General features: G+C 42.6%; 17 protein-coding genes. 1 reads left to right on the forward strand and 16 read right to left on the reverse strand.

Translation table 11 applies throughout. The features are described from left to right. Position 1: 1 nt before the first annotated feature. The 10 genes from PQ469_RS15015 to PQ469_RS15060 all read right to left on the reverse strand — a co-directional run bounded on the left by PQ469_RS15015 (position 2) and on the right by PQ469_RS15060 (position 13251). Complete coding sequence (locus tag PQ469_RS15015) at positions 2-778, reverse strand: ABC transporter ATP-binding protein (RefSeq protein ID WP_274213700.1); 777 nt, start codon at positions 776-778, stop codon at positions 2-4. Positions 779-783: 5 nt separating this feature from the next. Next, positions 784-1578 carry an MlaE family ABC transporter permease gene (locus tag PQ469_RS15020; RefSeq protein ID WP_090652730.1) on the reverse strand — a complete coding sequence of 265 codons (795 nt, stop codon included), beginning with the start codon at positions 1576-1578 and terminating at the stop codon, positions 784-786. 250 nt (positions 1579-1828) lie between these two features. Beyond that, the gene (gene ppsA, locus PQ469_RS15025; RefSeq protein ID WP_274213701.1) at positions 1829-4279 is read right to left on the reverse strand and encodes a phosphoenolpyruvate synthase; all 2451 of its coding nucleotides are present in this window, start codon (positions 4277-4279) and stop codon (positions 1829-1831) included. Positions 4280-4761: 482 nt separating this feature from the next. Beyond that, on the reverse strand, positions 4762-5619 hold the full coding sequence (locus tag PQ469_RS15030) for a universal stress protein (protein WP_274213702.1): 858 nt from the start codon (positions 5617-5619) through the stop codon (positions 4762-4764). 304 nt (positions 5620-5923) lie between these two features. Continuing rightward, positions 5924-6937 (reverse strand): zinc-binding alcohol dehydrogenase family protein, encoded by a 1014-nt coding sequence (locus PQ469_RS15035; protein WP_090652733.1) that lies wholly within the window; start codon positions 6935-6937, stop codon positions 5924-5926. A gap of 10 nt (positions 6938-6947) precedes the next feature. Beyond that, positions 6948-7283, reverse strand: a complete 336-nt coding sequence (locus PQ469_RS15040) for an L-rhamnose mutarotase (protein ID WP_274213703.1) — start codon at positions 7281-7283, stop codon at positions 6948-6950. A 14-nt stretch (positions 7284-7297) separates the two neighbouring features. Further along, positions 7298-8314, reverse strand: a complete 1017-nt coding sequence (locus PQ469_RS15045) for an aldo/keto reductase (protein WP_274213704.1) — start codon at positions 8312-8314, stop codon at positions 7298-7300. Between the two features lie 16 nt (positions 8315-8330). Then, positions 8331-9599 (reverse strand): L-fucose:H+ symporter permease, encoded by a 1269-nt coding sequence (fucP, locus tag PQ469_RS15050; RefSeq protein ID WP_274213705.1) that lies wholly within the window; start codon positions 9597-9599, stop codon positions 8331-8333. 44 nt (positions 9600-9643) lie between these two features. Beyond that, positions 9644-11599, reverse strand: coding sequence for a glycoside hydrolase family 97 protein (locus PQ469_RS15055; RefSeq protein WP_274213706.1), 1956 nt, complete (start codon positions 11597-11599; stop codon positions 9644-9646). A 5-nt stretch (positions 11600-11604) separates the two neighbouring features. After that, positions 11605-13251: an alpha-L-fucosidase gene (locus tag PQ469_RS15060; protein ID WP_274213707.1), complete on the reverse strand. Its 1647-nt coding sequence runs from the start codon at positions 13249-13251 to the stop codon at positions 11605-11607. A gap of 219 nt (positions 13252-13470) precedes the next feature. On the opposite strand from PQ469_RS15060, the gene PQ469_RS15065 reads away from it, so the two are divergent. Next, positions 13471-14472 (forward strand): helix-turn-helix domain-containing protein, encoded by a 1002-nt coding sequence (locus tag PQ469_RS15065; protein ID WP_274213708.1) that lies wholly within the window; start codon positions 13471-13473, stop codon positions 14470-14472. 302 nt (positions 14473-14774) lie between these two features. On the opposite strand, the gene PQ469_RS15070 is transcribed toward PQ469_RS15065, so the two are convergent. The 6 genes from PQ469_RS15070 to PQ469_RS15095 form a co-directional block, all read right to left on the reverse strand. After that, positions 14775-17048 carry a glycoside hydrolase family 95 protein gene (locus PQ469_RS15070; protein WP_274213709.1) on the reverse strand — a complete coding sequence of 758 codons (2274 nt, stop codon included), beginning with the start codon at positions 17046-17048 and terminating at the stop codon, positions 14775-14777. 182 nt (positions 17049-17230) lie between these two features. Further along, positions 17231-18442: a DUF4998 domain-containing protein gene (locus tag PQ469_RS15075; RefSeq protein ID WP_274213710.1), complete on the reverse strand. Its 1212-nt coding sequence runs from the start codon at positions 18440-18442 to the stop codon at positions 17231-17233. 24 nt (positions 18443-18466) lie between these two features. Further along, entirely contained in the window at positions 18467-19696 is a 1230-nt protein-coding gene (locus PQ469_RS15080; protein WP_274213711.1) for a DUF5000 domain-containing lipoprotein, read from the reverse strand. 39 nt (positions 19697-19735) lie between these two features. Continuing rightward, complete coding sequence (locus tag PQ469_RS15085) at positions 19736-21619, reverse strand: RagB/SusD family nutrient uptake outer membrane protein (protein ID WP_274213712.1); 1884 nt, start codon at positions 21617-21619, stop codon at positions 19736-19738. A gap of 39 nt (positions 21620-21658) precedes the next feature. Beyond that, positions 21659-25186 (reverse strand): TonB-dependent receptor, encoded by a 3528-nt coding sequence (locus tag PQ469_RS15090; RefSeq protein ID WP_274213713.1) that lies wholly within the window; start codon positions 25184-25186, stop codon positions 21659-21661. Between the two features lie 194 nt (positions 25187-25380). Continuing rightward, positions 25381-26529 carry a FecR family protein gene (locus PQ469_RS15095; RefSeq protein ID WP_274213714.1) on the reverse strand — a complete coding sequence of 383 codons (1149 nt, stop codon included), beginning with the start codon at positions 26527-26529 and terminating at the stop codon, positions 25381-25383. Positions 26530-26576: the final 47 nt, after the last annotated feature.

A 26576-nucleotide genomic window follows, 5' to 3' on the forward strand; every position in this document is an offset into this window, starting at 1 on the left:
GTTATTCAAAAAATTGTTTAATATTTTCATCCGCAGAAGCTTCAAGTTCATGGTAGCCGCCTTCCATATAACACTTTCCATCCAGCAGCAAAACCACCCGGTCGGCTGTATTTTTAACGCAATTCATATCATGAGATATAATGATGGATGCGGTATGATATTTTTTCTGCAGGGATAAAATGAGATTGTCGATCTCCCTGGCGGTTACAGGGTCCAGGCCAGTGGTTGGTTCATCGTACAGTATAATTTCTGGTTTAAGGATCAGTGTACGGGCCAGCGCCACTCTTTTTAGCATACCTCCGGAAAGCTCTGCCGGCATCATATCCACAGTATGCGGCAACCCCACATTTTCCAGCGCTTCCTTTACCATATCGTCCACCTCAGTTTGTGGCAGCCTGAACCATTGCCTTCGAAGAGAAAATTCAAGATTTTCTCTCACAGTCATCGAATCATAAAGAGCGTTCCCCTGAAAAAGAAAACCAATTTTTGTCCTGATCTTATCCAGGTTTTCGTGATCTAATTCTGGTATGTTTTTTCCCAGCACGATGATCTTGCCGCTATCGGGCTTTAAAAGTCCGATGACGCATTTGATCAAAACAGATTTTCCTGATCCCGACTTACCGAGCACCACCAGGTTTTCAGTCTTGTACACTTTTAGGTTAAAATCATTAAGCACCACATTTTTCCCGAATCTTTTGCAGAGATGTTCAATTTCAATTACAGTTTCAGGTACTCCTGTTGCCTTGCCGGTTATTGATGATCTGATTGGCGCTTCCATCACATTTAATTTAGTCCAAGAACGTCGGTGAGTTGAACGGCCAGCAGGTCAATGATGAATATCAATACAGAAGCCAGCACAACGGCTGTATTAGCCGAACTGCCAACGCCACGCGTACCTTTACTGGAATTATAGCCTTTATAACAACCTACAATACCTACCGCAAAGCCAAAAAAGAATGTTTTGATTACTGCCGGAGTAAGATCACCAAAGTTTAAACTGTCAAACACCTGGGTGTAAAACAGGCGAATACTGGTGACTGAACGGATATTGACACCAATATAAGCTCCAAATAAAGAAATTGCATCACTAAGGATGGTAAGTATAGGCAACATTAAGGTTGATGCTACTACCCGCGTGGCTACTAAATATTTAAAGGGATTAGTACCACTTACTTCCATGGCATCAATCTGCTCGGTTACTTTCATCGAGCCTAATTCGGCGCCAATACTGCTGCCAATTTTACCTGCAAATATCAGGGCGGTGATCACCGGGCCAATCTCGCGGACAATAGCTATGCCCACCATCACAGGCAACTCAGATTCGACCCCGTAACTGACCAGAGAAGGTCTTAATTGCATAGTTAATACGAGGCCCATAATAAATCCGGTCAAGCCAATCAGCGGCAGCGACTTGTAACCAATTAAATAACACTGTGCCAAAAGTTCTTTTACCTCAAAACGAGGTTTCAGGCCCATAGAAAAAAAATGGCCGGCAAATCTTGCTACATGACCGGTTTCTTTAAAGAATTCCAGTAATCGGTCAGTAAAAGCCCAATGAACTTTATCTAAGCTATCCATGCTATACGGGTCTGAATTTTAATTAAAAGTACCGTATTAACTATCGAAGGAGAATGATGAACATCATATAGGTTAATGATCAATGTCATGAAAGCGGATAGCAAATATCTGTACCAACAAACAAGTTGCCCAACCCACCGGTGGTCCGTCATATTACAAACCCTTCTATAAGGATAGACTTTCCGTTCCTCAAGTATAATTAGTTTTATAGTGATCGCCGGCGTACGATACTATATCTAAGTCATTCCGGTTAAGCTGTACCCTTTACATGTTTTGATGCTTTTTTAACATCAACCGGCGGATAGCCTGTTTTTGTAGACTTGATTGGAGACGAAAGCGTTTCATTAATATTATTAATACCATTGATGAGCGCATCCGGGTTAAACGAAATGCTGTCGATACCTGCGGTAACAATTAGCCTGGTAAACTCTTTGGAGTCACTTGGTGCCTGTCCGCAAAGTCCTACTTTTCGCTTCAATTTATTTGCCTTTTCAATCATCAAAACAATCAACTTCTTGCTGGCGGCATTCTGCTCGTCAAATAAATCGGAAATCAGGGCAGAGTCTCTGTCAATACCGAGTGTTAATTGGGTCAGATCGTTGGAACCGATTGAAAAACCATCAAAAACAGCGGCAAATTCTTCAGCGAGCAAAACGTTACTTGGAATTTCGGCCATAACAAAAATCTCCAGTTCGTTATCCCCCTTTATTAATCCGTGCTTTTGCATTTCAGCTATAACCTTTTTACCCTCCTCAACTGTTCGGCAGAACGGAACCATAAGTTTAACATTTGTGAGGCCCATATCGTCCCTTACCCTTTTCATGGCCTCACACTCCAAACGAAATCCTTCCCGGTAACGTTCGTGCGTATAACGGGAAGCCCCCCTGAACCCTATCATAGGATTTTCTTCTTCCGGTTCAAAGTACCTGCCGCCAATAAGGCCGGCATATTCATTACTCTTAAAATCGCTCATCCTAACGATGACCTCTTTTGGGTAAAAAGCTGCCGCAATGGTGGCTACACCCTGCGCCAACTGATCAATAAAATAATCGGTTTTATGCAAATACCTATGAGTGAGGTTCTCGATTTTCAGCCGGTCTGTTTCGTTAATAACCTGATCAAAATTGACCAGCGCCATAGGGTGCACCTTAACAGAATGGGTAATGATAAACTCCAGCCTCATAAGCCCAACGCCATGGTTAGGATAAAAAGCCAGTTGAAATGCCTGATCAGGATCCCCCACAATTAACTGTGCCTTCGGGTGTTCAGGCAAATGGATTGCTTTAACATCAGTAAGGGTTTCTTTCCAATTCATTTTACCACGGTAAACGGTTCCGGTTTTACCCTCTGTACAGCACAGGGTAATCTCTTCTCCGTCTTTGATTTTAACCGTGCCATTTTCAGTACCTACAATAGCAACTGCACCTAATTCCCTGGCAATGATGGCCGCATGACTGGTTCTGCCACCTTTGTTGGTGACAATACCGGCTACTTTTTTGAGTATAGGATCCCAATCCGGGCTGGTAGTGTCGGTAACGAGAATGTCGCCCTCATTAAGTTTGCCGGCTTCGTCAGGAGAGCTTAGCAAGCGTGCAAAACCACTGGTGATATGGTGTCCCACTGCAGCCCCTGTTGTTATCGTTTCGCCCTTTTCTGAAATACGACAAGTTTTGATCTGCAGCTTCTTTTGTTGGCTGTGTACGGTTTCTGGTCTTGCCTGGATGATGTAAAGCTGATGGTTCTGTCCGTCTTTCGCCCATTCAAAGTCCATCGGTTTTTGGTAGTGTTCTTCGATGATCATGGCCCAGCGGGCCAGTTTTTCAATTTCCATATCATTCAGTACAAACTCGCCCCTCAATTCCCAGGCCGTATCCTTATTGATAGTTGTATGCTTATCATTCCCGCCCTGGGTATATACCAGCATTTTGCTTTTACTGCCCAATTTTTTCTGTATAATCGCTTGCTTATTTTTTTTCAAGGTGGGCTTAAATACTACAAACTCATCCGGGATAACCGTACCCTGCACCATATTTTCGCCTAACCCCCAAACCCCGGCAAGGTGCACCACATCGCGAAACCCTGATTCCGGTTCGAGGGTGAAGCCTACGCCCGAGCAGCCAAGGTCAGAGCGTACCATTTGCTGAATACCCACAGAAAGAAAAACTTTAGCGTAATCAAACCCCTTATCTTCCCGGTATTTAATAGCACGATCAGTGTACAACGATACAAAGCATTGTTGTACAGCGTGAATTACAGCCCCGTGTCCCTGAATATTTAAATAAGATTCATGCTGCCCAGCAAAACTGGCATCCGGAAGATCCTCCGCAGTAGCACTGCTACGAACAGCTACAGCCGGTTCGGAAAAACTAAACAAATAATCATATGCGTCAATAATGGCCATTTGGAGATCCTGGGGAACTTGTGCATCCGTCATCAGTTTTCTGGCTTTGGCACCTACCTGGGAAAGATTGGTAAAATTATCCCTGTCGAGACTCTGAAGTATTTTTTGCAAAGGTTGTTCCAGTTCATTCTTTTTTAAAAAATATTGATAGGCTGCAGCGGTAACAGCAAAACCATCCGGAACTTGTATGCCCATGGGCACCAAATGGGTAAACATTTCTCCGATGGAAGCATTTTTACCACCAACCTCGGCGATATCCAGCAGCCCGATTTCACTGAATTTTTTGATGAAAGGTTCCATATTGATTTTCCATTATTGATTTTAAAGTATCTTATCTACCTGCTTAGCAGCTACTTCCTTTTGTTTAATATGGAGCTAATTTCAGCTTAATACTCTCCCGGAATAATGACCGGCATCATAACCAAAACTGATCTTGCACAAAGCAGAAGATTTACACCAGGAATTTCAAAGACATTTATTCATTATTCCAGAGATGGCTCTGTTTGATTTTTTCAACACATCCAAAAAAGTTAAACGTCATTTTTCCGATAAGAAAAAATGCTCATTCTTGATTTCATGGATTCAACAGGTTTACTGCAGAATGGATAAAGCGTAACCCCTTGTTTGTAATAAGCCCCGCTTCCAGGCTGGGATTTTTTATAAAACAATCCGGTTTTTTCACCAAATTTCTTTTCAAAAAATGCAACTCCTGACCCGTTAAAAATCTACAGGGAGTTAAGTCTGTTTGCGGCTTTCCTGGATGTAGCAACGGTTTATCAGCTTTACATACCTGAGGGGATTACCATTACCGGTATCTGCTGGTTTGTTAATTGTGCATTGGCATTACTTCCTTTAAATATCCTGCTTAAAAAACTATGATGGTCATGCACCAGGACAAGTAAATCAGATTGGTTCTCCTCACAATAACGATTCAGGCGAGCAGGCAATTCCTTGCCGAAAATGTTGTGGTATGATATCTTAGGGTAGCGGTATCTTTTTACCCGGTTAGAAAATTTAGTTTTCATTTCTATTTCACGGGAATCGCTATCGCCCCAAAGCGACACATGTAAAATTTCCAGTTGAAAATCAAAAAGACGGCCGAGTTTGGTGAGGTAATGTACCGCATTCAGATCGCCTTCATCAAAGTCGCAGGCAACTGTAACTTTTTTTATCTTTTTAAGGTTAGCGCTTTCGGGAATAATCAAAACCGGCCGGTTTGTTTGATTGATCACTGTACTGGTGTCACTGCCAATCAACAAATGTTCTATGGTTGTGCCCGAGCGGGCTCCCATAATAATGAGTTCGATATCCTTTCTTTCAAGCAGAAACTTTAGCTGATACTGCAGGCTCCCCTCTTCCCGCAGACAATCGACACTGGGCCGGTGCTCCCGATTTGGTACCTTCGCAACAAGTTTCTCCAGGCGCTTTTTAAGATCGGTGATTTTCCCCTTGCTTTCGTCTACCCAGATCACCTGCTCCGCATCATAAGGCATTCCGCCAAGCTCGGATAAAACGGGATGGCTAAGGAAAGTGTTAAACAATAAAATATTCGCGTGTAACTTAGCACCAAGTGGAATAGCCGCCGCCGCTGCATGGTTTGCATTATATGTATAATCGGTTAACACCAGTATCTTTTTCATGATCAAGTCATTAAATGTTAAATCCTTTTTTGTCCTCGTTGAACGAAGCGATATAACAAATATGACCAATCGTACACCGGCATTCCATGATCCAAATCAGCTCGAAATTTGATTTACCGCACATTCTGGAAATGGGCAGAATGTAGATTTCAGAATATTTTAGATAGTCAGAAACAAATCTTTATCATCATACGGTTTAACCACGTAATCACAATAGCGATGGAGAATATTATTTCAATGTAAGCTTTTTCAGAAATCGCAAACAGCTTTCAAAAAGGCCGCCCCTTAATCGCAGCTAATACCGCTATATCTCTATCATTGCTTTAATTACGCCATTGACCGGATCAAGCCAGCTTTCAAACTCATCCGGTACCTTATCAAATTGTACACGATGGGTAATGTAATTAGACGGTTGCACCAGGCCTTTTTTCATACATGAAATAACATGTTCAAAATCTTCCCGCGTAGCGTTACGACTGCTCATTAAAGTAGCCTCGCGTTTGTGAAACTCCGGGTGATTCAAACTAATATCGCCTTTTTGCAAACCAACCAGAACATACCTGGCTCCATGTGCCATATATTGAAACCCGTTATTAATTGCCTTTAAGCTGCCCGTGGCATCTATCACCACTGTAGGCATGTCTCCGTTTGTTATTGTAGCCAGTCGCTCCGGTACATCTTCGGTCGATACGTTAACAATATGATCTACATGCAGTCTGTCCCTGCAAAATTCAAGTCTTTTTGTATTGAGGTCCATGGCGATTACCTTTGCTCCCGCAATGCGGGCAAACTCCATTATTCCAAGGCCTATTGGCCCGGCTCCCATCACCAGTACATATTCGCCAGATTTTACACCAGCCCGCCTGATCCCGTGAGCCCCTATGGCCAATGGTTCTACCAATGCCAGTTCATCATAACTTAGCCCCTCGCCATGTACCAGCGAATATATTGGTACATTAAGGTATTCGGCCATTCCTCCGTCTACATGAACGCCACAGACATTAATTTTAGCACAACAGTTAGGTTTTCCTGATCTGCAGGCAATACAAACACCACAGTTAAAGTATGGGATGAATGTAACAATCTCGCCTTTTTTAAAACCGGGTGCCCCGTTCGGCTCAACTAACTCGCCCGAAAGCTCATGCCCCAGAACGCGGGGGTAATTGAAATATGGCTGTGTCCCCTCAAAAGCATGTAAATCGGTACCGCAAACACCTATCCGTCTGATCCTGATTTGGGCATAGCCTTCTTTTATAGCAGTTTTTTCCCGTTGCCCGAGTGCCATTTTTCCAGGCTCTGCACAAACTATTATTTGCATATTATTTATTTTAAAGCTGAAAAATTTGATCCATCATTACCCACTTCTCCCCTTCTTTTGCCCAGGGCAAGGGCTGCTGAAATTTCCACATCAGTTGCTCCCATTCCTGCACCTTAGGGTTAAGTGCGTCCATGGCTGCTTTTTTTGCAGCAAAATAGTTCTCGCTGGTCTCCATGATCATAAATAAACGATTTCCTGTTCGATAAATCTGCATATCCATAATCTCAGCATCAAGTATACTTCTCCGCACCTCGGGCCAGCCATTTTCTGCTTTGTGCCAATATTCGTATTCGGCTATCAAATGCGGATCATCCTTTAGGTCAAGGGCTAAACAATGTCTCTTCATAGTTTATCTCGTCTTTATAAATAAGCGGAAGCAAATGCTTTGTTAATCAATCCCCGCTCCCCCATCTCATTCCAGAATCCCCCTGGAATTTTTAGGGAAGCTATCGCAACATTTAGTGCAACTCTATCTGCATTAGTGGTATTCAATGCAATGCTTTTAACCCCCGGTGCTTTTAATCCAAAAACAATACATGCATCAACAGGGTTAATGTTAAAATCCTTGCACAACCGGTAAAACAGCGCCCGCCAGTGATACAAGCTTTTGTCTTTTACCGGGTCTTTCAACTGATAGTTATAGTAAGCCGACCCGGTTAAGAAACCTCCGTTAAAAACCGCAGAGTTTATAATCGCTATTTCCTGATTTTCAAGCTCCTGCATAAACTCAACTAACTCAACCGGATGGCTGTGAATTGTCATGCTATTGGCTATCATGACCCAATCCAGCCCTACATCACGGGTTATTCTTTTAATTATCCTCCAGTCTTTTGATCCTACACCTATAGCTTTTACTTTGCCTTGTTGTTTTAATTCATGTAAAGCCCGGTAAGCTTCCAGTATATCCTGGTAACGTTGCATTTGATCAGCCTCATTCTTCGCCGCGGCGAGGTATTCATCCGGATCATGTACGGATACCAGTTCGGCACGGTAATCGCCAAGAAGTTCATTGCCCTGTTCATAACATTCCAGGATGCCTTCATAGCTTATTTTTTGCACTGCATCATGTTTCAGGTCACGCCAAACCCCGGGCTCGAATGTAGGTTCGGCTGTTTTCAGTTCAGTACGTAACCAGCCCAGCTTATTGCTTATAAACACCTCTGACGGGCTGACATTCAATTGCTTTAAAGATCTGCCCAGTGATTCAAGTGCCAACCCGGCACCATATTTACCTGCAGAATCAAATACAACCGGTTTCCGCGAACATTTTATGCTCTGTGCAACGATTGCCAATTTAGCTTCATCCGAAAGCGGCACATATAAATTTCCTAATCCGCTGGTTCCGAAAATCACTTTAGGGAATATAATCTTTTCCATATAAAAATTAGTTACTTTAAAGAACCGCCGAAACCGGTAAACTTTCCGGCTTTACTTTTACGCAATGGCCTTTAAATCCAAAAAGTGCAACAACCATAAAACAAATCAATGGTACTGTGTAGCCATATTGGATATTGCCTGTCGCATCGCTGATGTAACCAAATACCCTTGGCAAAACGGCGCCACCTACGATTGACATAATGATAAGGCTGCTGCCGAATTCTGTATCAGCTTTTAAATCTTTTATGCCCAATGCAAAAATGGTTGGGAACATAATGGACATAAAAAAGCAGATACCAATGACAGTATAAACCGTTAAGATGCCATGACCTAAAATGGCGACAATGCAAAGTAAGATATTGACGCCCGCATAAGCAGCGAGCAAAACTGCTGAACTGTAATATCGCATTAGAAACGTACCAATAAACCTGCCTATCAAGAACGCAAAGCCGCATAAACCCAAATAATAAGTCGCCCTTACTTCTGTAATGCCGGCCGCTTTTGGAGCGTATAGAATAAATAAACTGAATACACAAACCTGTGCACCCACATAAAAAAACTGTGCGGCAACACCCCAGGCTAAATGGCGGTGTTTTAGGGCATGAAAAATGTTTTTACTGGCTGTATGGCCCTCATGATGCTGAATTTTGGGCAGGTGCGTAAATGCAAAAAGGATAGCGATGATAACCAGCACGCTACCCAGTATAAAGTAGGGCATCTTCACGGAAGAGGCTTCGGCGGCAAGCGCCAGTTTGCGACCCTGCTCGGTCATTACGCTTAATTGTGCCGGTGTATAACCTTTGGTAAGTATAACACGCCCCCCAATTATAGGCGCCAGGGTTGTAGCAAGCCCATTAAACGATTGTGCGAAGTTAAGCCTTTGCGTGGAGGTTGCCGGATCGCCCAATGAGGAAGCATACGGGTTGGCCGCTGTTTCTAAAATAGTTAATCCGCAGGCAATGATAAACAAGGCTACAAGGAAAAATACGTACTGTTGCGTATTGGCGGCCGGTATAAACAAATAGGAACCAAACGCAAAAATGAGCAGCCCCGTTATTATGCCTGTTTTGTAACCATATTTTTTCATAATAAAGCCTGCCGGCAAAGCCATCAAAAAATAGGCTATGAACACAGCCGAGTCTACCAGAGTGGCCTGAACAGTTGTCAGGGTAAATGACTTTTTTAAGTGCGGAATCAATATAGGATCAAGGTTATGCGCAAAACCCCATAAGAAAAACAAACTGGTAATCAATATAAAGGGGAAAAGACTTTTGTTCTTTGTCATGATCGGATATTATACTTTATTTTCTTTTATGATAAAAATCATGCTTAGTCGTTGGCAATAATCTTCGCTACCCATCCGCCCGCGGTGTCCAAATGAATATTGATAACTGAACTTGCTGAAACGCCTCTATTAGACTTGGTTAAGCTTTGAGGAGAAGATAATACATCAACCCAGGACGACAATGTATATTTACCCGATGGTAAAAAATCCAGTTTCAACTGTAAAGTCCTTTCAGCATCGTTGGTCATTGCGCCGACGTACCAGTTCTTTCCGCTTCTTTTGGCAATGATGACGTATTCGCCCGGATATCCGCTCAGCACCTTGGTATCATCCCAAACGGTAGGTATATTGCTCAAAAAATCGGCGCCTGGTTTGCCCAAAATATGCTCCGGCGCATCGCAGTAAACCGTAAACGGACTTTCGTAAATCACAAATTTTGCCAGTTCGGCACAGCGGCTGTTCATTACCTGGGTGGGGCTGCCTTGTCTAAACTCTTCCTTCTTTACATTTAAAAATCCGCCGGGCGTGTAGTCCATTTGTCCGGCCAGCATACGGGTAAAGGGTAAGGTGGTATTATGCCCGGCCGTTATCCGGGTTGAAAACTTAGAATATTCTTCGCCTAAAACCCCTTCCCGTGTAATCATGTTAGGATAGGTACGTATGATGCCATCCGGTTTAAAAGCGCCATGGAAATCAACCATTAAATGATATTTAGCAGCTGTTTTAATAATACGACGGTACCAGTTTACCATTTGCTGGTCGTCCCGGTCCATAAAATCAATTTTAACGCCGGCAATGCCCCATCGCTCGTAAATTGGAAATGCCTTTTCAAAATTGTCGTTCCGGTTTACATCCGAACTGTATAACCAAAGCCAGCACTTAACCTTCTTTGCTTTAGCATAGGCTAAAATCTCAGGCATATTCAATTGCGATGCAGGCTTGGTAATATCAGCCTCGGGCTTGTTAAACGCACCATACCATTGCCAGTCGATAAGCATATATGGCCAGTGTTGTGCCGATGCCAGATCAATATATTTTTTGATGGTTGGCATATCTACCTTTACATCACCGCTCCACCAGTTATCCCAGGCGCTCATGCCCGGTTTAATCCAGCTTACATCTTTTAGCGCGCAGGGAGGATTCAGGTTTTGTATCAGCTCCGACTCGATTAGCTTTCCCGGTGCATCGCCCAGCATAACCACCCGCCACGGTGTAAATTGGTTATTTGTAAAACGGGCCTTTACCCCATCCTCCGCTTCGCCCGACAAAGGCGATAATTTGCTAACCAACTCAACTTTATCAGTGGCGTTGGTGTCTGTTTTTAACGTTCCTATGTAAAATCCCGGATAGTTATCGATATTAGCTTCGGTAATGGCAGCGTAATGGCTTCCATCTAATTCAACCAAAAAGGGCAAACCGGCAATCGTTTTTGTAGTGATGTGATTAAGGGTTCGCGGCCGAAACTCGGTTTCCTGCGAGGAGGTGTAGCTGCCATAATCTGCCACCCAGGCTTTTGCCTTTGCAGGCAAGTTAAAGCCGGTAAGTTCCCTCACTATCTGCCGGTCGCCAATTTTATCCGTACCAAATAACTGGTAACGGAAAGCAACACCATTATCATAAACCCTAAAATAAATATTCATCCTCCGCATCTGCCCGGATTTCTCTACCAGCGACAACTCCAATTCATTATAATGATCGACTACTGTCCCGTGTTTGGCTTTCACTACCGGTATCCAGGTTTGGTTAACAGAATGCTCCACATGATTGGTTACCTTCATATCGGCGCCCATAGCCGGTTCATCTTTCAACTCGAAACCAAGTGATGAAGGATAGATAATGGTTAGGCCGTTACTGGTAACAGTGTATTGTAGTCCGGTTTTGTTGTTTACCTCCACAACAGTTTTTTTATCCGGCGATAACAACTTGTAGCTTTGCGCGAAAGAAGGAGCTGCCAGTGAAATGACAGCACCCAGAAGATAATAGAATTTCAGATTCATCATATGGATTAAACAACCCCTTCAATTTTTAAAACAAACGCGTCTTTACCGGTAGCTTGCCCGGGTAATTTTACTTTAAGGCCGGCTGACGTTTGCTCAAAACTCAAAGTACCGTTTCCAAGCAGGCTTACCCTGCTTACCTTACCCGCCTCAATACCTGTTGCTAACTTTTTAATCAGGGCTTCATTCCCTGTTGGCCAGCCAAACATCGTGGCGTAAAGGCTTTTACCTTTTACAGTAAACCTGATATCTTCGGCCACAAACGGCTTCCCTTTGCCTTCGTTAAAACCCTGTGCGTTGATTGGCGCTGCCGATTCTATTGCCGGGCCTTCCCCAAATACTTTCCAGGGGCGTGTGCCGTAAATCGCTTCACCGTTAACTTGCATCCAGGCCCCTATATTTTCAACTACGGCGCGTTCTTCGCTGTCAATGGTGCCATCGCCACGTACAGGGATATTTAACAGCAGGTTGCCATTTTTGCTTACTATATCAACAAGAGTATGCACTATGGTTTTTGCACTTTTATAGCCCTTATAATCAAATATGCGGCGGTCATAGTGCCAGCCACCTATGCAGGTATCCGTTTGCCAGGGCAACGGTTCTATCTGATTGCTTTGTCCGCGTTCAATATCCCATATCATGCATTTACGCTGTTGTTCATTCAGTACTTTGCCAAACAGTGCTGCCAGCAGTTTACCGTGTTTTTTTATGCTGGTATTGTACATATGTGCCGCAATTTTTAAGCCGGCATCACTTACCGGCCAAAGAGGTAAAGCAGTATCATCAAAATAAATCAGCTCAGGATCGTATTTATCTATCAGTTCAATAGTGCGGTTTAAAAATTTATCACAATAAGCTTTGTTGGGCACACTGGCACCATTGCCCCAGTCCCAGTGGCTACCCATGCTATTATCATCAAGGCTATCCTTGCTTAATGCGTGATTTTGTGCATATAGTTCCTGCGGATCATAGCCATTCCACCATTTGTCTACGCCATCCGCCTTGGTTAGCTTACCATCATAAGGTATGCCTGCGTATGGGCCGGTTTTATCTGCACGCTGGGCAACCTCGTACCAGGTCCAGGGGTGTGATGCATGTACACTGACGCCAAAAGGCAGGCCCTGTTCTTTAGCAGCCCTGGCCCAGCCGCCAATCAGATCTTTTTTGGGGCCAATTTTGGTAGAGTTCCAACTTTGGTATTTGCTGTCGTAAAGGTCAAAATTGTCATGATGATTGGCCAATGCCATAAAGTATTTGGCACCTGCACTTTTGTATAAACCCACCAATTCGCTGGGGTCCCATTTCTCAGCTTTCCATTCGTTAATCACATCCTTAAAACCAAATTTTGAAGGATGTCCATATTTTTGAACATGGTATTTATACTGATCACTGCCCTCCTGGTACATACCACGGGCATACCAGTCACCGTGTTCTGGTTGGCATTGTGGTCCCCAATGCGCCCACATACCAAATTTGGCGTCGCGGAACCAATCAGGTACCTGGTATTGGGCCAGTGATTCCCATGTTGGCTGAAATGGGCCGGCAGCGATGCCCGGATTTGAATGGGCTGGCAATAGATTGTTAGCATAAAGTTTAGACAGGTATAACGAGGACAACCCTGTAGCCAGACCTTTTATTAGTGTTCTTCTTTTCATGAATTAAATTTTGATGTTTTTATACATTAGTCAGGTACAACCGTTTGTACAGGTTAGTTGCCCCCGGGGTCACAAGTCAAAAATTCTTTTAGGTCACAATCATAATTGGTTATCGGCAATTATTACAATTGCCGTTTGTAATTGATAAACCAAATCTACCTGCAAATAATTGTTAAATAGTTGGCCTAATAGGACTTTTTTTTATACAAAACAGACTTTTTGTTTATTATTGCTTTAGCGGAAGTGAGAGACATTACATGGATTCCAGGAGAAAAAAGACCAGCAAGGCCCTTTTTAAAGCAACCATTTCACTTAAAAGTATCTTATTTACTGATAATTATGATTAGGAGAGTACTAAAGCACACATTTACATTATTAAATGTAGATCATGTAACCCTTGGCCCGAAATGGAATTATAAAAACGTGATTAGCCCCTATTTCAGACTATACTATATTGATGCAGGTACTGGAGAAATCTCGGATCCCTCAACTTCACTTAAACTTGAGCCTGGTTTTCTATATATTATACCCAGTTTTACTTTATGCAACCTTCGTTGCCAAAATCATCTCAGCCAGTTTTTTATCCAGTTTTTTGAGGAATCATCTGATGGTATATCCCTGTTCGCAAATAATCGTTCAATCTTTAAAGTACAGGCAACAGCAATTGATATTATGAATTTCACCCGTTTACTGGAGATAAATCCGGGCAGGGGCATCAACCGCTCCGATAATCCGAAGGTATATGAAAAAAACATTTTTTATAAAGAGTACCAAGAGCTTAATAACCGCCAAAACATGGCGACATTTATTGAAACACATGGTATTTTGTTGCAATTGGTGTCACGATTTTTGACACCGGAGATATTTAAACACAAGGAAATTAGTCATATACCAGTTAAAATATTGAACGCAATCAGCTATATCCAACTAAATTTACACCAGGATCTATCGGTAACCTACCTGGCAGAAAAGGCCAATCAGCATACAGATTACTTTTCGCGTTTGTTTCAACAATACACTGGCGAAAGGCCTCTAAGATACATCCACGAGAAAAGGATTGAACGGGCCCAATACCTAATGGTAACAACCGGGATGACCTACGCAGAAATTGCGACGCAAACCGGCTTTGAGAATATATTCTACTTTTCTAAGATATTTAAAAAGATTACAGGGATGTCACCAGGGCATTACAAAAAGCAAATTGATTTGGTCAATTTTTAAGGTTTAACGCCTTGTTTACTAAAAGTTACAATAACTTGGCATAATATAATTTTCTCATAATTTGCTCAAAAATTGAAACCCGGGTTGCTTTTAAAACTTTTGAATCAGAACTGATTCTATAATATACTTCATATTACAGCCTTTATTGGCTTCAAGCAAAAAAAAAACAAATTCAGGTTTCAGCTTTAGCAACGACAAACTATTGTGCACATACTTTACACAGCATTATAAGGTTAAACCCAATATAAGTAGTTGCAAATGCTAACAAAAAAATTAAATACTGAAACCCGAACTATGTGCTATTAATTATTTGCCTTAAAAACATACGTTTTACCCGCAACGGATTCAAACTGGTATTTAAATTCGTTATCAACCACCGTTCCCGGAATTTTCATCCCTTCAACCATCAATTTATTTGGCGATCTTAAATTACACACTCCGCCTGCCAATGACTTAATTGCAATACTGATTACTTTACCATCTTTCCACTCCATATCCTTAATCTCAAAATCGCCACGGGCTTTAAGCCCTTGAACACTTCCGCTTAACCAGGCTTTTGGCAAAGCGGGCAATAGTTGAATTTCGTCGGTCTGGCTCTGCAGCAGCATTTCTGTAACACCTGCTGTATAACCAAAATTACCATCTATCTGGAATGGCGGATGCGCACATAGCAGGTTGGCGTATACACCACCACCGTTGTTATAGTCAACACCCGAACCACCTGCAAGGGTTATGAAGTTGCTCAGGATTTTGTAAGCATGATCGCCATCCTGCAGGCGTGCCCAAAAATTCATTTTCCAGGCCATTGACCATCCTGTTGATACATCGCCACGCGCCAATAGGCTTACTTTGGCCGCCTGCGCCAATTCGGGCGTTTTTATAGTGCTTATGCGTTTACCTGGGTGCAAGCCAAACAAATTTGATGAGTGACGGTGTGTATCTTTCGGATCATCACGATCAGTTTCCCACTCCTGTAACTGGCCCCATTTGCCAATTTTAGGTTTTAGCAAATGCTCCCGCATATCGGCAACGTGATCGCGATAGTTTTTATCAGCACCTAAAACATCTGCCGCCGATATATAATTGGTAAACAGATCATAAACTATCTCCTGGTCATAGGTCACCCCATCTTCGGTTGGCCCATGCTCAGGCGACCAGCCCAGCGGAGACACCAGGGTGCCATCCGGGCGGCGTTTTAAATGGTCGTCCCAAAACTCTACAATCTCTTTCAGTATGGGGTAGGCAAAAGTTTGCAAATAATTTTTGTCTTTGGTGAACGCATAATGCTCCCAAATACCCTGGGCGTACCATGCGCTGCCGGGCGTGTTCCACAAAAAGCTTCCACCGCCGTACACACCATTTTCGGTTTTAACTGTCCACCCGCGTACGCCGGGGTACTCCTTTTGCGTACTTACCTTTTTTACCTCGCGCATACTGTTGATATAATCAAGGTAAGGTATGTGGCATTCCGAAAGATTAGTTGGTTCGGCCAGCCAGTAATTCATCTGGATGTTGATGTTGGAATGATAATCACTTCGCCACGGCGGATTATTACTTTCGTTCCAAAGCCCCTGCAAATTTGCAGGCAAACCACCTTTACGCGATGAATTGATTAATAAATATCGTCCATATTGATAAAGCAAAGCCTCCAATTGAGGATCAGCCTGTTTTTTATAAGCAATCAACCGCTTATATGTTGGTTCGGCAGCGGCTGGTGGCGATGTTGTGCCCAGGTTTATGGCAACCCGGCCGAAAAGCGCGGAATAATCAGCTATATGATCACCCAATAGTTGCTGGTAGATTTTGGCAGATGCCCCATCCAGGTTTTGCTTCACCTTTACACCTGGTGCTTCCCCACGCCAATGTTGTTCGCGCTTGTTGCTGTAATCTGTAGCGGCCGAAAGCAATATGATAAAACCATCTGCATTACTGATCTTAAGCTGCGAACCGCCCTTGCCATCACTTTCAATAGCTGCAGAACCGCCTGTTGTTTTTATGACGATACCTGCTTTATAGGCCAAACCGTTATCCAGTTTGCCCTCAAACTCCAATGATTTTCCAATGCCGGTAACTTTTGAGCCATGTGCGTCTTTTAAACTGATGACCGCCGAATAAGCGCCCTTTTTGTTTGCAGTGAAGTGCAAAACCATCGCCTTATCCGGAAAACTACAAAAGTATTCCCGTTTAAAAGCTATACCATTATCAGTATAAGTTACCTGCTGAACCGCTTTACTGATATCCAATTGCCTGCGATAATCAGCAGGTAAAGCCTGTGTAGTGTCCTTATTTTTGAAACCGATAAACAAATCGCCAAAGGCCTGGTAGGCACCGGTTTCGTTTTCATCACCTGTCCAGAGGCTTATCTCGTTAAATTGAATATGCTCTTGCGCCAGGCCTCCAAAAACCATTCCGCCGAAGCGGCCGTTCCCCATTGGATAGGCTTCTGTCATCCAGGTTTTAGCAGGTTTGTCATCCCATATTACCAGCGGGGCGATGCGATGAGTGGTTTTCTTTTGCGCGTTTGCAAATAAACTGCAGCTGGTTATAAGGGCAATGCAAATTATCTTTTTGGTCATGTTTGGTTTAAAGTAGGATGAGCTAAATATCTACATAAAATAATCATTTATAAACATCGATATTAGCAAATGATTGCGTTTTTAGAACATTAACTGTATTGTTCCCAGCTGCAAAAATCTACAAAAAGAAACCTCCCTGACACAGGCGGCCGGGAGGTTCTTTATTTTTATCAAGAGGAATATTATTCCTTATTCCAGAAGGTTATTTCGCTCATGTTGCTATAGCCTGATCCTGTTACGGTATGTAATACTCTTATACGTATATACCTAACGGGTGGAGGATTACTTAATAAATCAACCTTCAGAGCGGCTTGTCCGTCGTCTGTCCTGGTAACCGATTTCAGTAATATCCATCCTTTGGCAATGGCTTCTGTTTTCCAGCCACTGTTATCGGCCCTTAAAGTTGTGGTAGCGCCGGTTAAACTATTTATCCCCCAAACTTCAAACTGATCCGGGTTGTTACAGCAGTTTCTTCCAACTTCTTCCATCTGCCCCAAATTACTATATGACTGCCCCATATCAAATGTAAGCACATGTGGAATATATGAGCCATCGCTGTGAAAAATATTGGGATAGCCTTGCGGACCATCGCTGTTATCCCACAATTTACTGATAGTGGTTTCGCCAGAGTAGGTACCAACATCCTGTGGTAGGTGAACTTCCGAAAATTTAGATTTATCGCATTTTACATAAATATAGATTGTAGGAAATGTATCAAATTGTGCTACGGCAAAAGTATCGATTGAAGTGCGTTCGGGTATGTAGTACGATTTATACGTAATAGGAGTACCTGTTTTATACGTGGGCAGTGTTATTGAATTTACATTTGGGGCAAGCGTAAGCTGCGATGCTGCGCCGGCCGCGTTGGTATAATTGATAACAGTTTTTATGTTGATAGTATCTGGTGTAATAAAATTCAACTGTACTGAGCCATCGCCATTAACAACGTAAGGCGTAGTTGCGTTATAGGCCCGGTTTAATAAGTTGGACGCATAAACCGGTCCGTAAGCCTTAGCGTTATTTAATTCATAAGGAATAGATTTATTCCCTTTTGCATCATAGGAATAGATGGTAAATGAGTAAGTATACTCCTGCAAATTTTTAATTACGGTTCTTATTGTATCCACTTTAGCTGTAACATTAACAACTTGCGAATCGGCACCATTGTTATAGTATACAACATATTTTACGATACTCGGATCGGAACTTGCCTTCCACTTCAGGCCTATTTCTAAATTACCAGGTTGTACAATAGCCTGTGCTACCGCGCCTGTGTAAGTTAATTCGTGACCATCGTAGAATTTTTTATAGTCTGTTGCAAGACCATCTTTCTTACAACCATACCACGCTGCTGCTACAAAACAGGCAAGCAGTATATATATCAGTTTTTTCATGTTTATTTTTTTTATAAAAATTAACTACTCAGGTTTACCGTATAGTGATATTTCCATTGCGTGTGCAAAGTTACCGCCCGACCATGTTTGGGCCACAGCAAGCCTGATAAAGTGAACCGGCGGCGCCGCTAACGATATATTAAAGTTTACACCAGCCATTACAAAAGCATTATCGGCCGAGTTAACAGCTGTTGGCGGCAAGCCCGATGGTGGATCAGGATAATGATAGTTGCCAATATTTGTCCAATCGCCTATAACAGTGCCCACAGCGGCTGATACCGGCAACTGCGAATCTTTAGGCGAGGAAACATTGGAGCCCCATAAAGAGAAAATTCTCGGGTTCCCGTGGCCATAAGCATATTGATCTGGCCGCTCCCATAAAATAAAGCGACTTAATTTATAACTCAAACCAACATTAAATGTACAAACAAACGGTGGGGTATGTCCGGGATTGGTATGCCATCCAGCACTGTTTCCGTCCGTTTTACCGTCCCATAAGTTGGGCAGCACCCAGCCATACCCTATTTCGGTATCTGAAGCTAAATTATAAGGGCTGAATTTGCTTTTATCCAGCAATTGCTCAAACAACGGAGAAATGGCTTGTTTAATGGTATCTGATATATTGCCGAATTTATCGGTTATATAAACCCCAAAGTTCCGGTTATCAGTATTAAAACCACGTACCGAGTAATCGATGGTATCTGATTTTGTGTAATGCTGATCCTGGATTTCCATGGCGTTGGTTGACTTATCAAAGGCAGTTACAATAACTCCAATTTCTTTTTTCAAGGGATTTAGCGCCTTAACGTTAACACCGCCAAAATCGGCGCCAATACTTGTAGTTGCTTTAATGGAGATGTAGGGTGGCGTTTGCGGGTGTACAGTAACCTTAACCGGATCTGATTGTACGTTTGCCCTGCTTACGGCATATAATGTAACATCGTAATCAGCTTCCTTTGCAAAACCCTCAACATTTACAGTATCGGTGTAGTAGCTTGATTTTGTTTCTCTTGATACGCCATCCCTTATTTGATATTTGGCCTGTACATAGAGTATATTATCTGAGTTTGGCAGTGTATAGGTAATATAGGCTCCACCCGGGTAATTATCAACCTTTACATTTGTAATTATGCCGGGCTTTGTTTTATCTGTTGATATTGGTTCCCTATCCCCGTCGTTCCTTTTACACGATGTTATGCCGGCAACCATTAGGCCTACAAAAAGCAGGACTAAATAATTTTTAAAATTCTTCATTTTTTTCATATTTAATGATATGATTATTAAACACTTAACTTACCAGTTTAAATTCTGAACCAGGTTATTATTAACAACCAGGTCGTCATTCAATATAGGCCACAAATAATTCCTGACATTAAATATTGGAATAACCATAGTGGCGGGGCGGTAATAATTTGTTGCCGATGATTCGTAAATATTCCAGCCTTGCAGTGGCTTGCTTAGAGCCAATGGCAATTCTTTCCAGCGGCGAAGGTCCCAACCTGGCGTGCATTCAAACGCAAGTTCGATTCGCGATTCCTGGTGAATGATCTGGCGAAGACCGGCCTGGTTGGTGTACTTTGAAGGTTCTTTTGAGTAGGTGGTCCATGATTCGGCAACACCTTTTAATCCGGCCCTTGCCCTAACTTTATCAATCCATGGCAGCACTTCTGCGGTAGCTTTTCCCTGCTCGTTCAATGCCTCGGCATAAAGCAGATACATTCCCGCTAATCTTATTACAGGAAGGCGATAATCGGCAATGGTATAACCATCGTCGTATACGGTTAAATAGTTTACCAGTTTTTTTGGCCAGTAACCGGTAATGTTTAACCTTACCCTATCTGTTGGTCCGGCCAGTGCGCCGCTTCCCCGTGCCTGAACGTAGTATTGCGAATTTTGATCTAGTTTTCCGTTACCAAACCATGTACCGCCATCAAAAGCTATGTCGGCATAAAACCTTGGTTCGCGGTCAAAGTGTGCCTTAACCGTTGTGTAGCCGTTCCCTATATAAAACCTGTTGGCATCATCGCCTGTGCGGGTGTCATAACGGTTCAGGTAATCCCAGGTTTTATCCTCATTTATAGGCACGCCATTGTGAGTGTAAAACAACTCCTGTTCCTGTATCGGAACTGCAAAAGTTCCCTGGAACGAGGGGTTGGCAGCAGCTTTTGACGTAAGCCTTGGCATACAATAACTCTGATCCGGGAATACAGGGTTTAATGCCCATATTGTCTCGGTATTAAGTTCCCATTTTTCGGTAATTGTTGTTTGCAGGTCTAATACTGTTTTTAATGAATCGTTAAGGCCATTAACACTGGCTGTGGCAATAAACTTGTGCAATGCAGCGCCATTTGCTTCGGCATTGGTAATTGCAGCCAAACAAGCGGCGGCAGCCTTGTCCCACTTTGTAGCGTCATAAGCTGCAGGAAAAAGCGCTTTACCATCTTTATTTTTCACACTGATATAATCAGGATTTCCGTTAAAAAGCGGACTTGCGGCTGTGGCCAATATTTGAGCTTTAACCGCCAGCGCAATAGGCTGGGTAATACGACCAAGCTCTTTTGTAGGGTTAAGTATAACAGGGGGCAAATCTACAGCAGCCTGATCAAGCAGCCTTACCATATAATTTACAACCGAATCAACCGGTGCTCTTTTTACCCTCACTTCGTCGGTCGAACTATTAATTGGCAGGTTTACATCAACAATCGGAATGGGGCCATATAACCTAAAGAGTACAAAATGATAATAGGCTTTCAAAAACTTCACCTCGGCTATCCATCTTTTCTTTTCATCTGCACCCAGGTCAATAGGTTTGTTTATATTCTCCAGCATGGTATTGCACCGCCTGATAGCTTTCCAGGTTGCCTGCCCTCCATTGTAACCATCCCAATAGTTAAGACCGGGATTGCCCGCGTTTTGCGTACCCCTTATCAGGTTAAATCCGGTTGGATCAATTCCCTGGAAATCTGTTAGGTTGTTTGGGAATATGATCTCGCCCGAAGTGGTAAAACCAGGGTTATTTTGCACGTACGTTAACTGCTGTATGGTAGCGTAACAGGTAAACAGGTAATTTTCTGCTTCATTCCGGTTCCTGAAGGCATAATCTATGGTACCAACATTATCAGGTGTAACATCCAGGTACTTTTTACATGACACGCAAGAGATTGCGAAGATTGCCATGAACAAATATTTATAATATGATTTCATATTTATTTAATGTTATAAATTGACATTTAAACCTATGTTAAACACCTTTTGAATAGGGTATGCAAATCCGTTACCCCCCAATTCCGGATCCCATAATCTGAATGGGCTCCAGGTAAACATGTTTAAGCCGTTAAAATAGATTCGTGCATTTTTTACCAGTAAGGCTTTTGATATCCTTTGCGGCAAAGTATAGCCAACCTCGATAGATTTAAGCCTCAGGAAACTGCCATCGCGCAGCCACCAGGTACTGTTTTGCCTGTTATTTTCGATAGACGCACCATCCGGGCCAAGCCTCGGATATAATGCGTACAGGTTTTGGTTGTCTTCGCTCCAATGATCGTTGGCATATGCCTGCAACACTTGCGTATTACCAGTGTAGTATGACTCGGGGCTTTTTATGAATGGCGCTGTTGTAGCCGGGTTAATAAAAAACGACACCTTCGCCTGCCCCTGGAAAAACCCGGAAAGATCAAAGTTTTTATAACTGGCAGATAAACCAAAACCATAAACTATTTGCGGTATAGTTGGATTGCCGATAAAGGTTTGATCGGCGCCGTCAATTTTACCGTCGCCATTTAAATCGCGGTATTTAATATCGCCGCCCTTTGGCGGAAAGCCGCCTGTACTAAATATCTGTGAAGGTGAGTTGGCCGCTTCGTTATCGTCAACAAACAACCTTTCGGCAACGTAACCAAATTGGCGGTTAATTGGCTGGCCCACCTGGTGCCTGTAAGACTCGGCATAATCGGGAGCTTCAAACTGGGTATATTTATTGGTTGAATAAGTAAAGTTTCCTCTCATCTGTAAAGAAAAATCCCTACCAATGTTTTCTTTACCATCTACCGATATATCGATACCCTTTGATTCGGCTTTGCCAATGTTGGCAGAGATGCCCGATTCAAGACCCATAGTTGATGGGATAGAAGAACGATCCTGAAGGATATTGTATTTGTTGTTCTTATAAACCTCAGCAATTACGTTAATCTTTTTAAGCAAGGTAAATTCAATCCCTAAATTGGTTTGCTTAGATGTTTCCCAGGTTACATCATCATTTTCGTAGTTATTGATGCTTACACCATTGCGGTAGTAACCATTATTTTGACCAAAACTGGCATAATTACCACCGTTTAAGTTTACATCAGATAAATAGAAAAACCTCCTGTCGCTAATGGCATCGTTACCTACCAGGCCATAACTGCCGCGCAGTTTAAACCTGTCAAACACATTATACAAATCGCCCCAGAATTTTTCGTCTGATATAATCCAGGATGCGCCGATTGTCGGGAAAAATCCATAACGATGAGCAGCCGAGAAACGCTCTGATCCGTTTAAACCAAAGTTAAATTCAAGATAATATCTCCCTTTATATGAGTAGGTTGCCCTACCTGCCAGTGTTTGATTACGAAAAGGCAATGAATTAAATAGTGAACTTGCAGGTCCGTTAAGTGTTTGTTGCTCGGTTCCAATCAAAGCGGCGCTCACATTATGGTCTACCGCAAAAGCATGGGCGTAATCCAGTACGCCTTGCAAATACAGGAACGAGCTTGCATTGTTACCGAATGAGTTATATTGTAAATATTCCCTTGCTACGTTATTGCCCGTAGGCAGGTTATTTATCCAGTTTAGCTGGTAGGTATTGGTAGTTTTATCGTAGTTGATGGCATTGTAATAGAAAGGGCTGTAACTTAAATACGATTGGAAAAATGAGTGCCTGTTGGTGCTCATAATTGCATGAAAATTTAAACCCGATGTCAAAAAATCCAGGTTCTGGTTTAACTCCAGCTGCGCAAGCATTCTCGATTCCGACGAATTCTGGTGCCCTTTTAATAACTCGGCATATGGATTTATGTACCGGCTGCCGCCATCGGTATTGGATGTTGCCGGCGAATTACCAAATAAGATGTGCTGTGTACGCAGGTTGGCAGAATCGGCCGGGTAATAAGCCGGAAAATCAACCGGGCTGGTATGTGAGGCCAGGTTATAAAGCTGGGTTTGCTGGGTACCATCATAAGTAAGCGGGCCATTATATTCGCCAAAAGTTCCTGATAATCGAATGATCAACTCAGTTTTACTGGTTACGTTAATGTTTACGTTCGATCGTAACTGATATGTTTTATAATTAACGTTGTTATTGTTATTGTTCCTGATATCGGTGCGTAAAATACCGTTATCATTGGTGAATGCACCAGCAACATAGTAGCGGGCAACGCCACCTCCTCCTTGTAAACTTAAATTGGCGCGCTGCGTATTGGCGCGTTTTTTAAACAACATGCCCAACCAATCAGTAGCGGGGTAAACGTACTGGTTACTGCCGGGAGCATGATTAATAGTTGCCTGTGTGTTAATGATCTTGTTTTCGTCATACGGCAGCGGATCTAAGGGGTAACGTGTGCGGGTGGCCTCGTTAAAAAGTCGCATATAGGTAATGGGGTCGGCAAGTGCAATGGTTTTTGCTGATTGTGATTGGGAGTTTTCAACCCTTACGTTAATCTGGGCTTTGCCTGCTTTACCTTCTTTGGTTTTCACCAAAATTACGCCATTCCCCCCCCTGGCACCATAAAGCGCGGTTGCGCTTGCATCCTTCAGTACCGAAAAACTTTCGATATCATCCACATTTAAACGCGCAAGGTCATTAGTAGTTAATTCAACGTTATCTATCAAAATCAGCGGATCCTGCTTATAACCAAAAGTAGTTACTCCCCTAATAAAGAATTTCGCATTATCCTGACCGGGTTGGCCGCTTGGGGTAAATGCAATTACACCAGCAACCTGCCCTGCCAACGCGTTGGTTAAGTTACTTGCAGGTATTTTTAAATTGCCGGGCTTTACCGTTGTAACCGAACCTACAATGGCTTCCTTTAGCTGTTTCCGGCCGTAAGCCGTTACAACTACCGTTTCGGCTGCCGTAACGTCTTCAACCATGATCACATTGTAAACTTTTTTGCCAGCCGCAACTGTAATTGTTTGGGTTTTGTAACCGATATAAGAAATTTTAACTTCTGTACCATCTTTTACATCCAAAACAAACTTTCCGTTGTTATCAGTTAGCGTACCAGATTTTTTGTCGCCGGTAGCTGCGATGGTAACCCCGGCCAGGGCCTCGCCCTTTTCATTTTTCACTGTACCCGTTATCGTTATATCAACTATAACTTCAACCGGGATGGCAGAGGTATTCACACTCGGCGCATCTTTAATGATTACCGATTTACCTTCAATTAAATAAGTTAGCCTAAAGTCTTTTAAACAAGAAGCAAGCACCTGGTCAATAGACGCATCTTTAAAAGCAGCATCTATTTTATGATTGCTGTTAATGGTTTTAGGCGACCAGAAAATATTGTACCCGGTTTGTTTATTAATTTGTTTAAATACTTGCTTTAGCGTAGCATCCTTATTTACATAAGTGATTTTTTGTGAAAAAACCGCTGCGCTCACCTGCATAAAAGCAAGCATGAGCATAAAGCTTGTCATCTTCATTATGAGCAGAAATTTCTTGATGTAGCCCGAAGGCATACAAATGTTTGTAGTAAAATTTTTATACATTTGTTAAGGCTGTTAAAGTTAAAAGGTGGAGTCACATTAGCATTTTAGCTTATAAGCTATTAGATCGGGAACATCGCGAGTGTTCCTGATCTTACTTATATCATAAGCTATCTTTTACTCTTTAGGTAGTGTTTTTCTTCATAATGCTGGTTTTAATTTAGGGTTGATAATTGGTTATTATTGGTTTTGACAGTTTACTTTTTTACTTTTTTGCTTATAATAATCTTTGATCCTTCAATACTGAAACTTGCGTCGCCGGTTTGCTCCATTATTTTAAGCAAGGTTGATATATTAGCAAAGCGGGTAGTTACCGCGGCAAACAGATCGTCCTTAACATCGTTATCCCGGTAAACAACATCTACATTGTACCAGCGGGATACTTTGCGCATAACTGTTTCTAAGCGCTCATCGTCAAACCTGAAATAGCCATTCTTCCAGGCTACGGCTTCTTCAGTATCCACATCAGATACTTTAAAATGGTCTGTAAGGCTTACTTCCTGGCCAGGCTTTAACATGGCACTTTTATCGCCGCCGGTAACTTTCACTGATCCTTCAAGCAATGTGGTTTTTGTATTCGGTTCATCATTATAAGCGCTAACATTGAAGTGGGTGCCCAAAACTTCAACTACCTGCCTATTGGTAATTACCCGGAACGGCCTGTCTTTATTATGGGCTACCTCAAAATAGGCCTCACCACTCAATTCTACTCTGCGCTCGCCGGCCGATCCAAGATCTACCGGGTATTTTAACGAAGAAGCCGCGTTAAGCCATACCCTGGTGCCATCGGGCAAAAACAATTGAAATTGGCCACCCCTGGGTGTTTCCATCGTGTTATATTGTGCTACAGCAATCGCACCGGAACTTTCTTTACTGTCGGTTGCTGCTGTGTAAACCACCTGACCATCGGCAGTTTTCGATATCTGAACACCTTTTTGCTGAATTATTTGTCCTTTTTGTGCGTCTGTGAGCGATATTTTTTGCCCATTGGCCAACGTTAGGATGGCTTTGTTTCCGCCTGGTGCTATTATCATATTATGCGCTAATTCCGGCTTCTGGATACTCCCATTTTTTTTTATGAAAAAAATGGCTCCTGCAGAAAGCAAAAAAAGTATAGATGCTGCAACTGACCAGCGCTTCAAAAAAAAGCGATGCGGTTTTTGAGGTTTAGTTTGCTGATTCAGGCGCAAAAGCATTTCTTCCTCAACACTTTCTTCGTCGTCGGGAAATTCGGCATCCTGGTTAGCTACACTACGGTACCATTCGGTTAAAGTTTCCTTTTCCGATTCGGTCGCAGTATTATCTTTATACTTACGTATTAACTTGTAAATGGTTTCGCGGTTCAATTGGTATTGCGCTTTAGTATATAGATGTACCGCGAAAAGAACGATAC

Source organism: Mucilaginibacter sp. KACC 22773 (assembly GCF_028736215.1).
Classification (GTDB): Bacteria; Bacteroidota; Bacteroidia; order Sphingobacteriales; family Sphingobacteriaceae; genus Mucilaginibacter.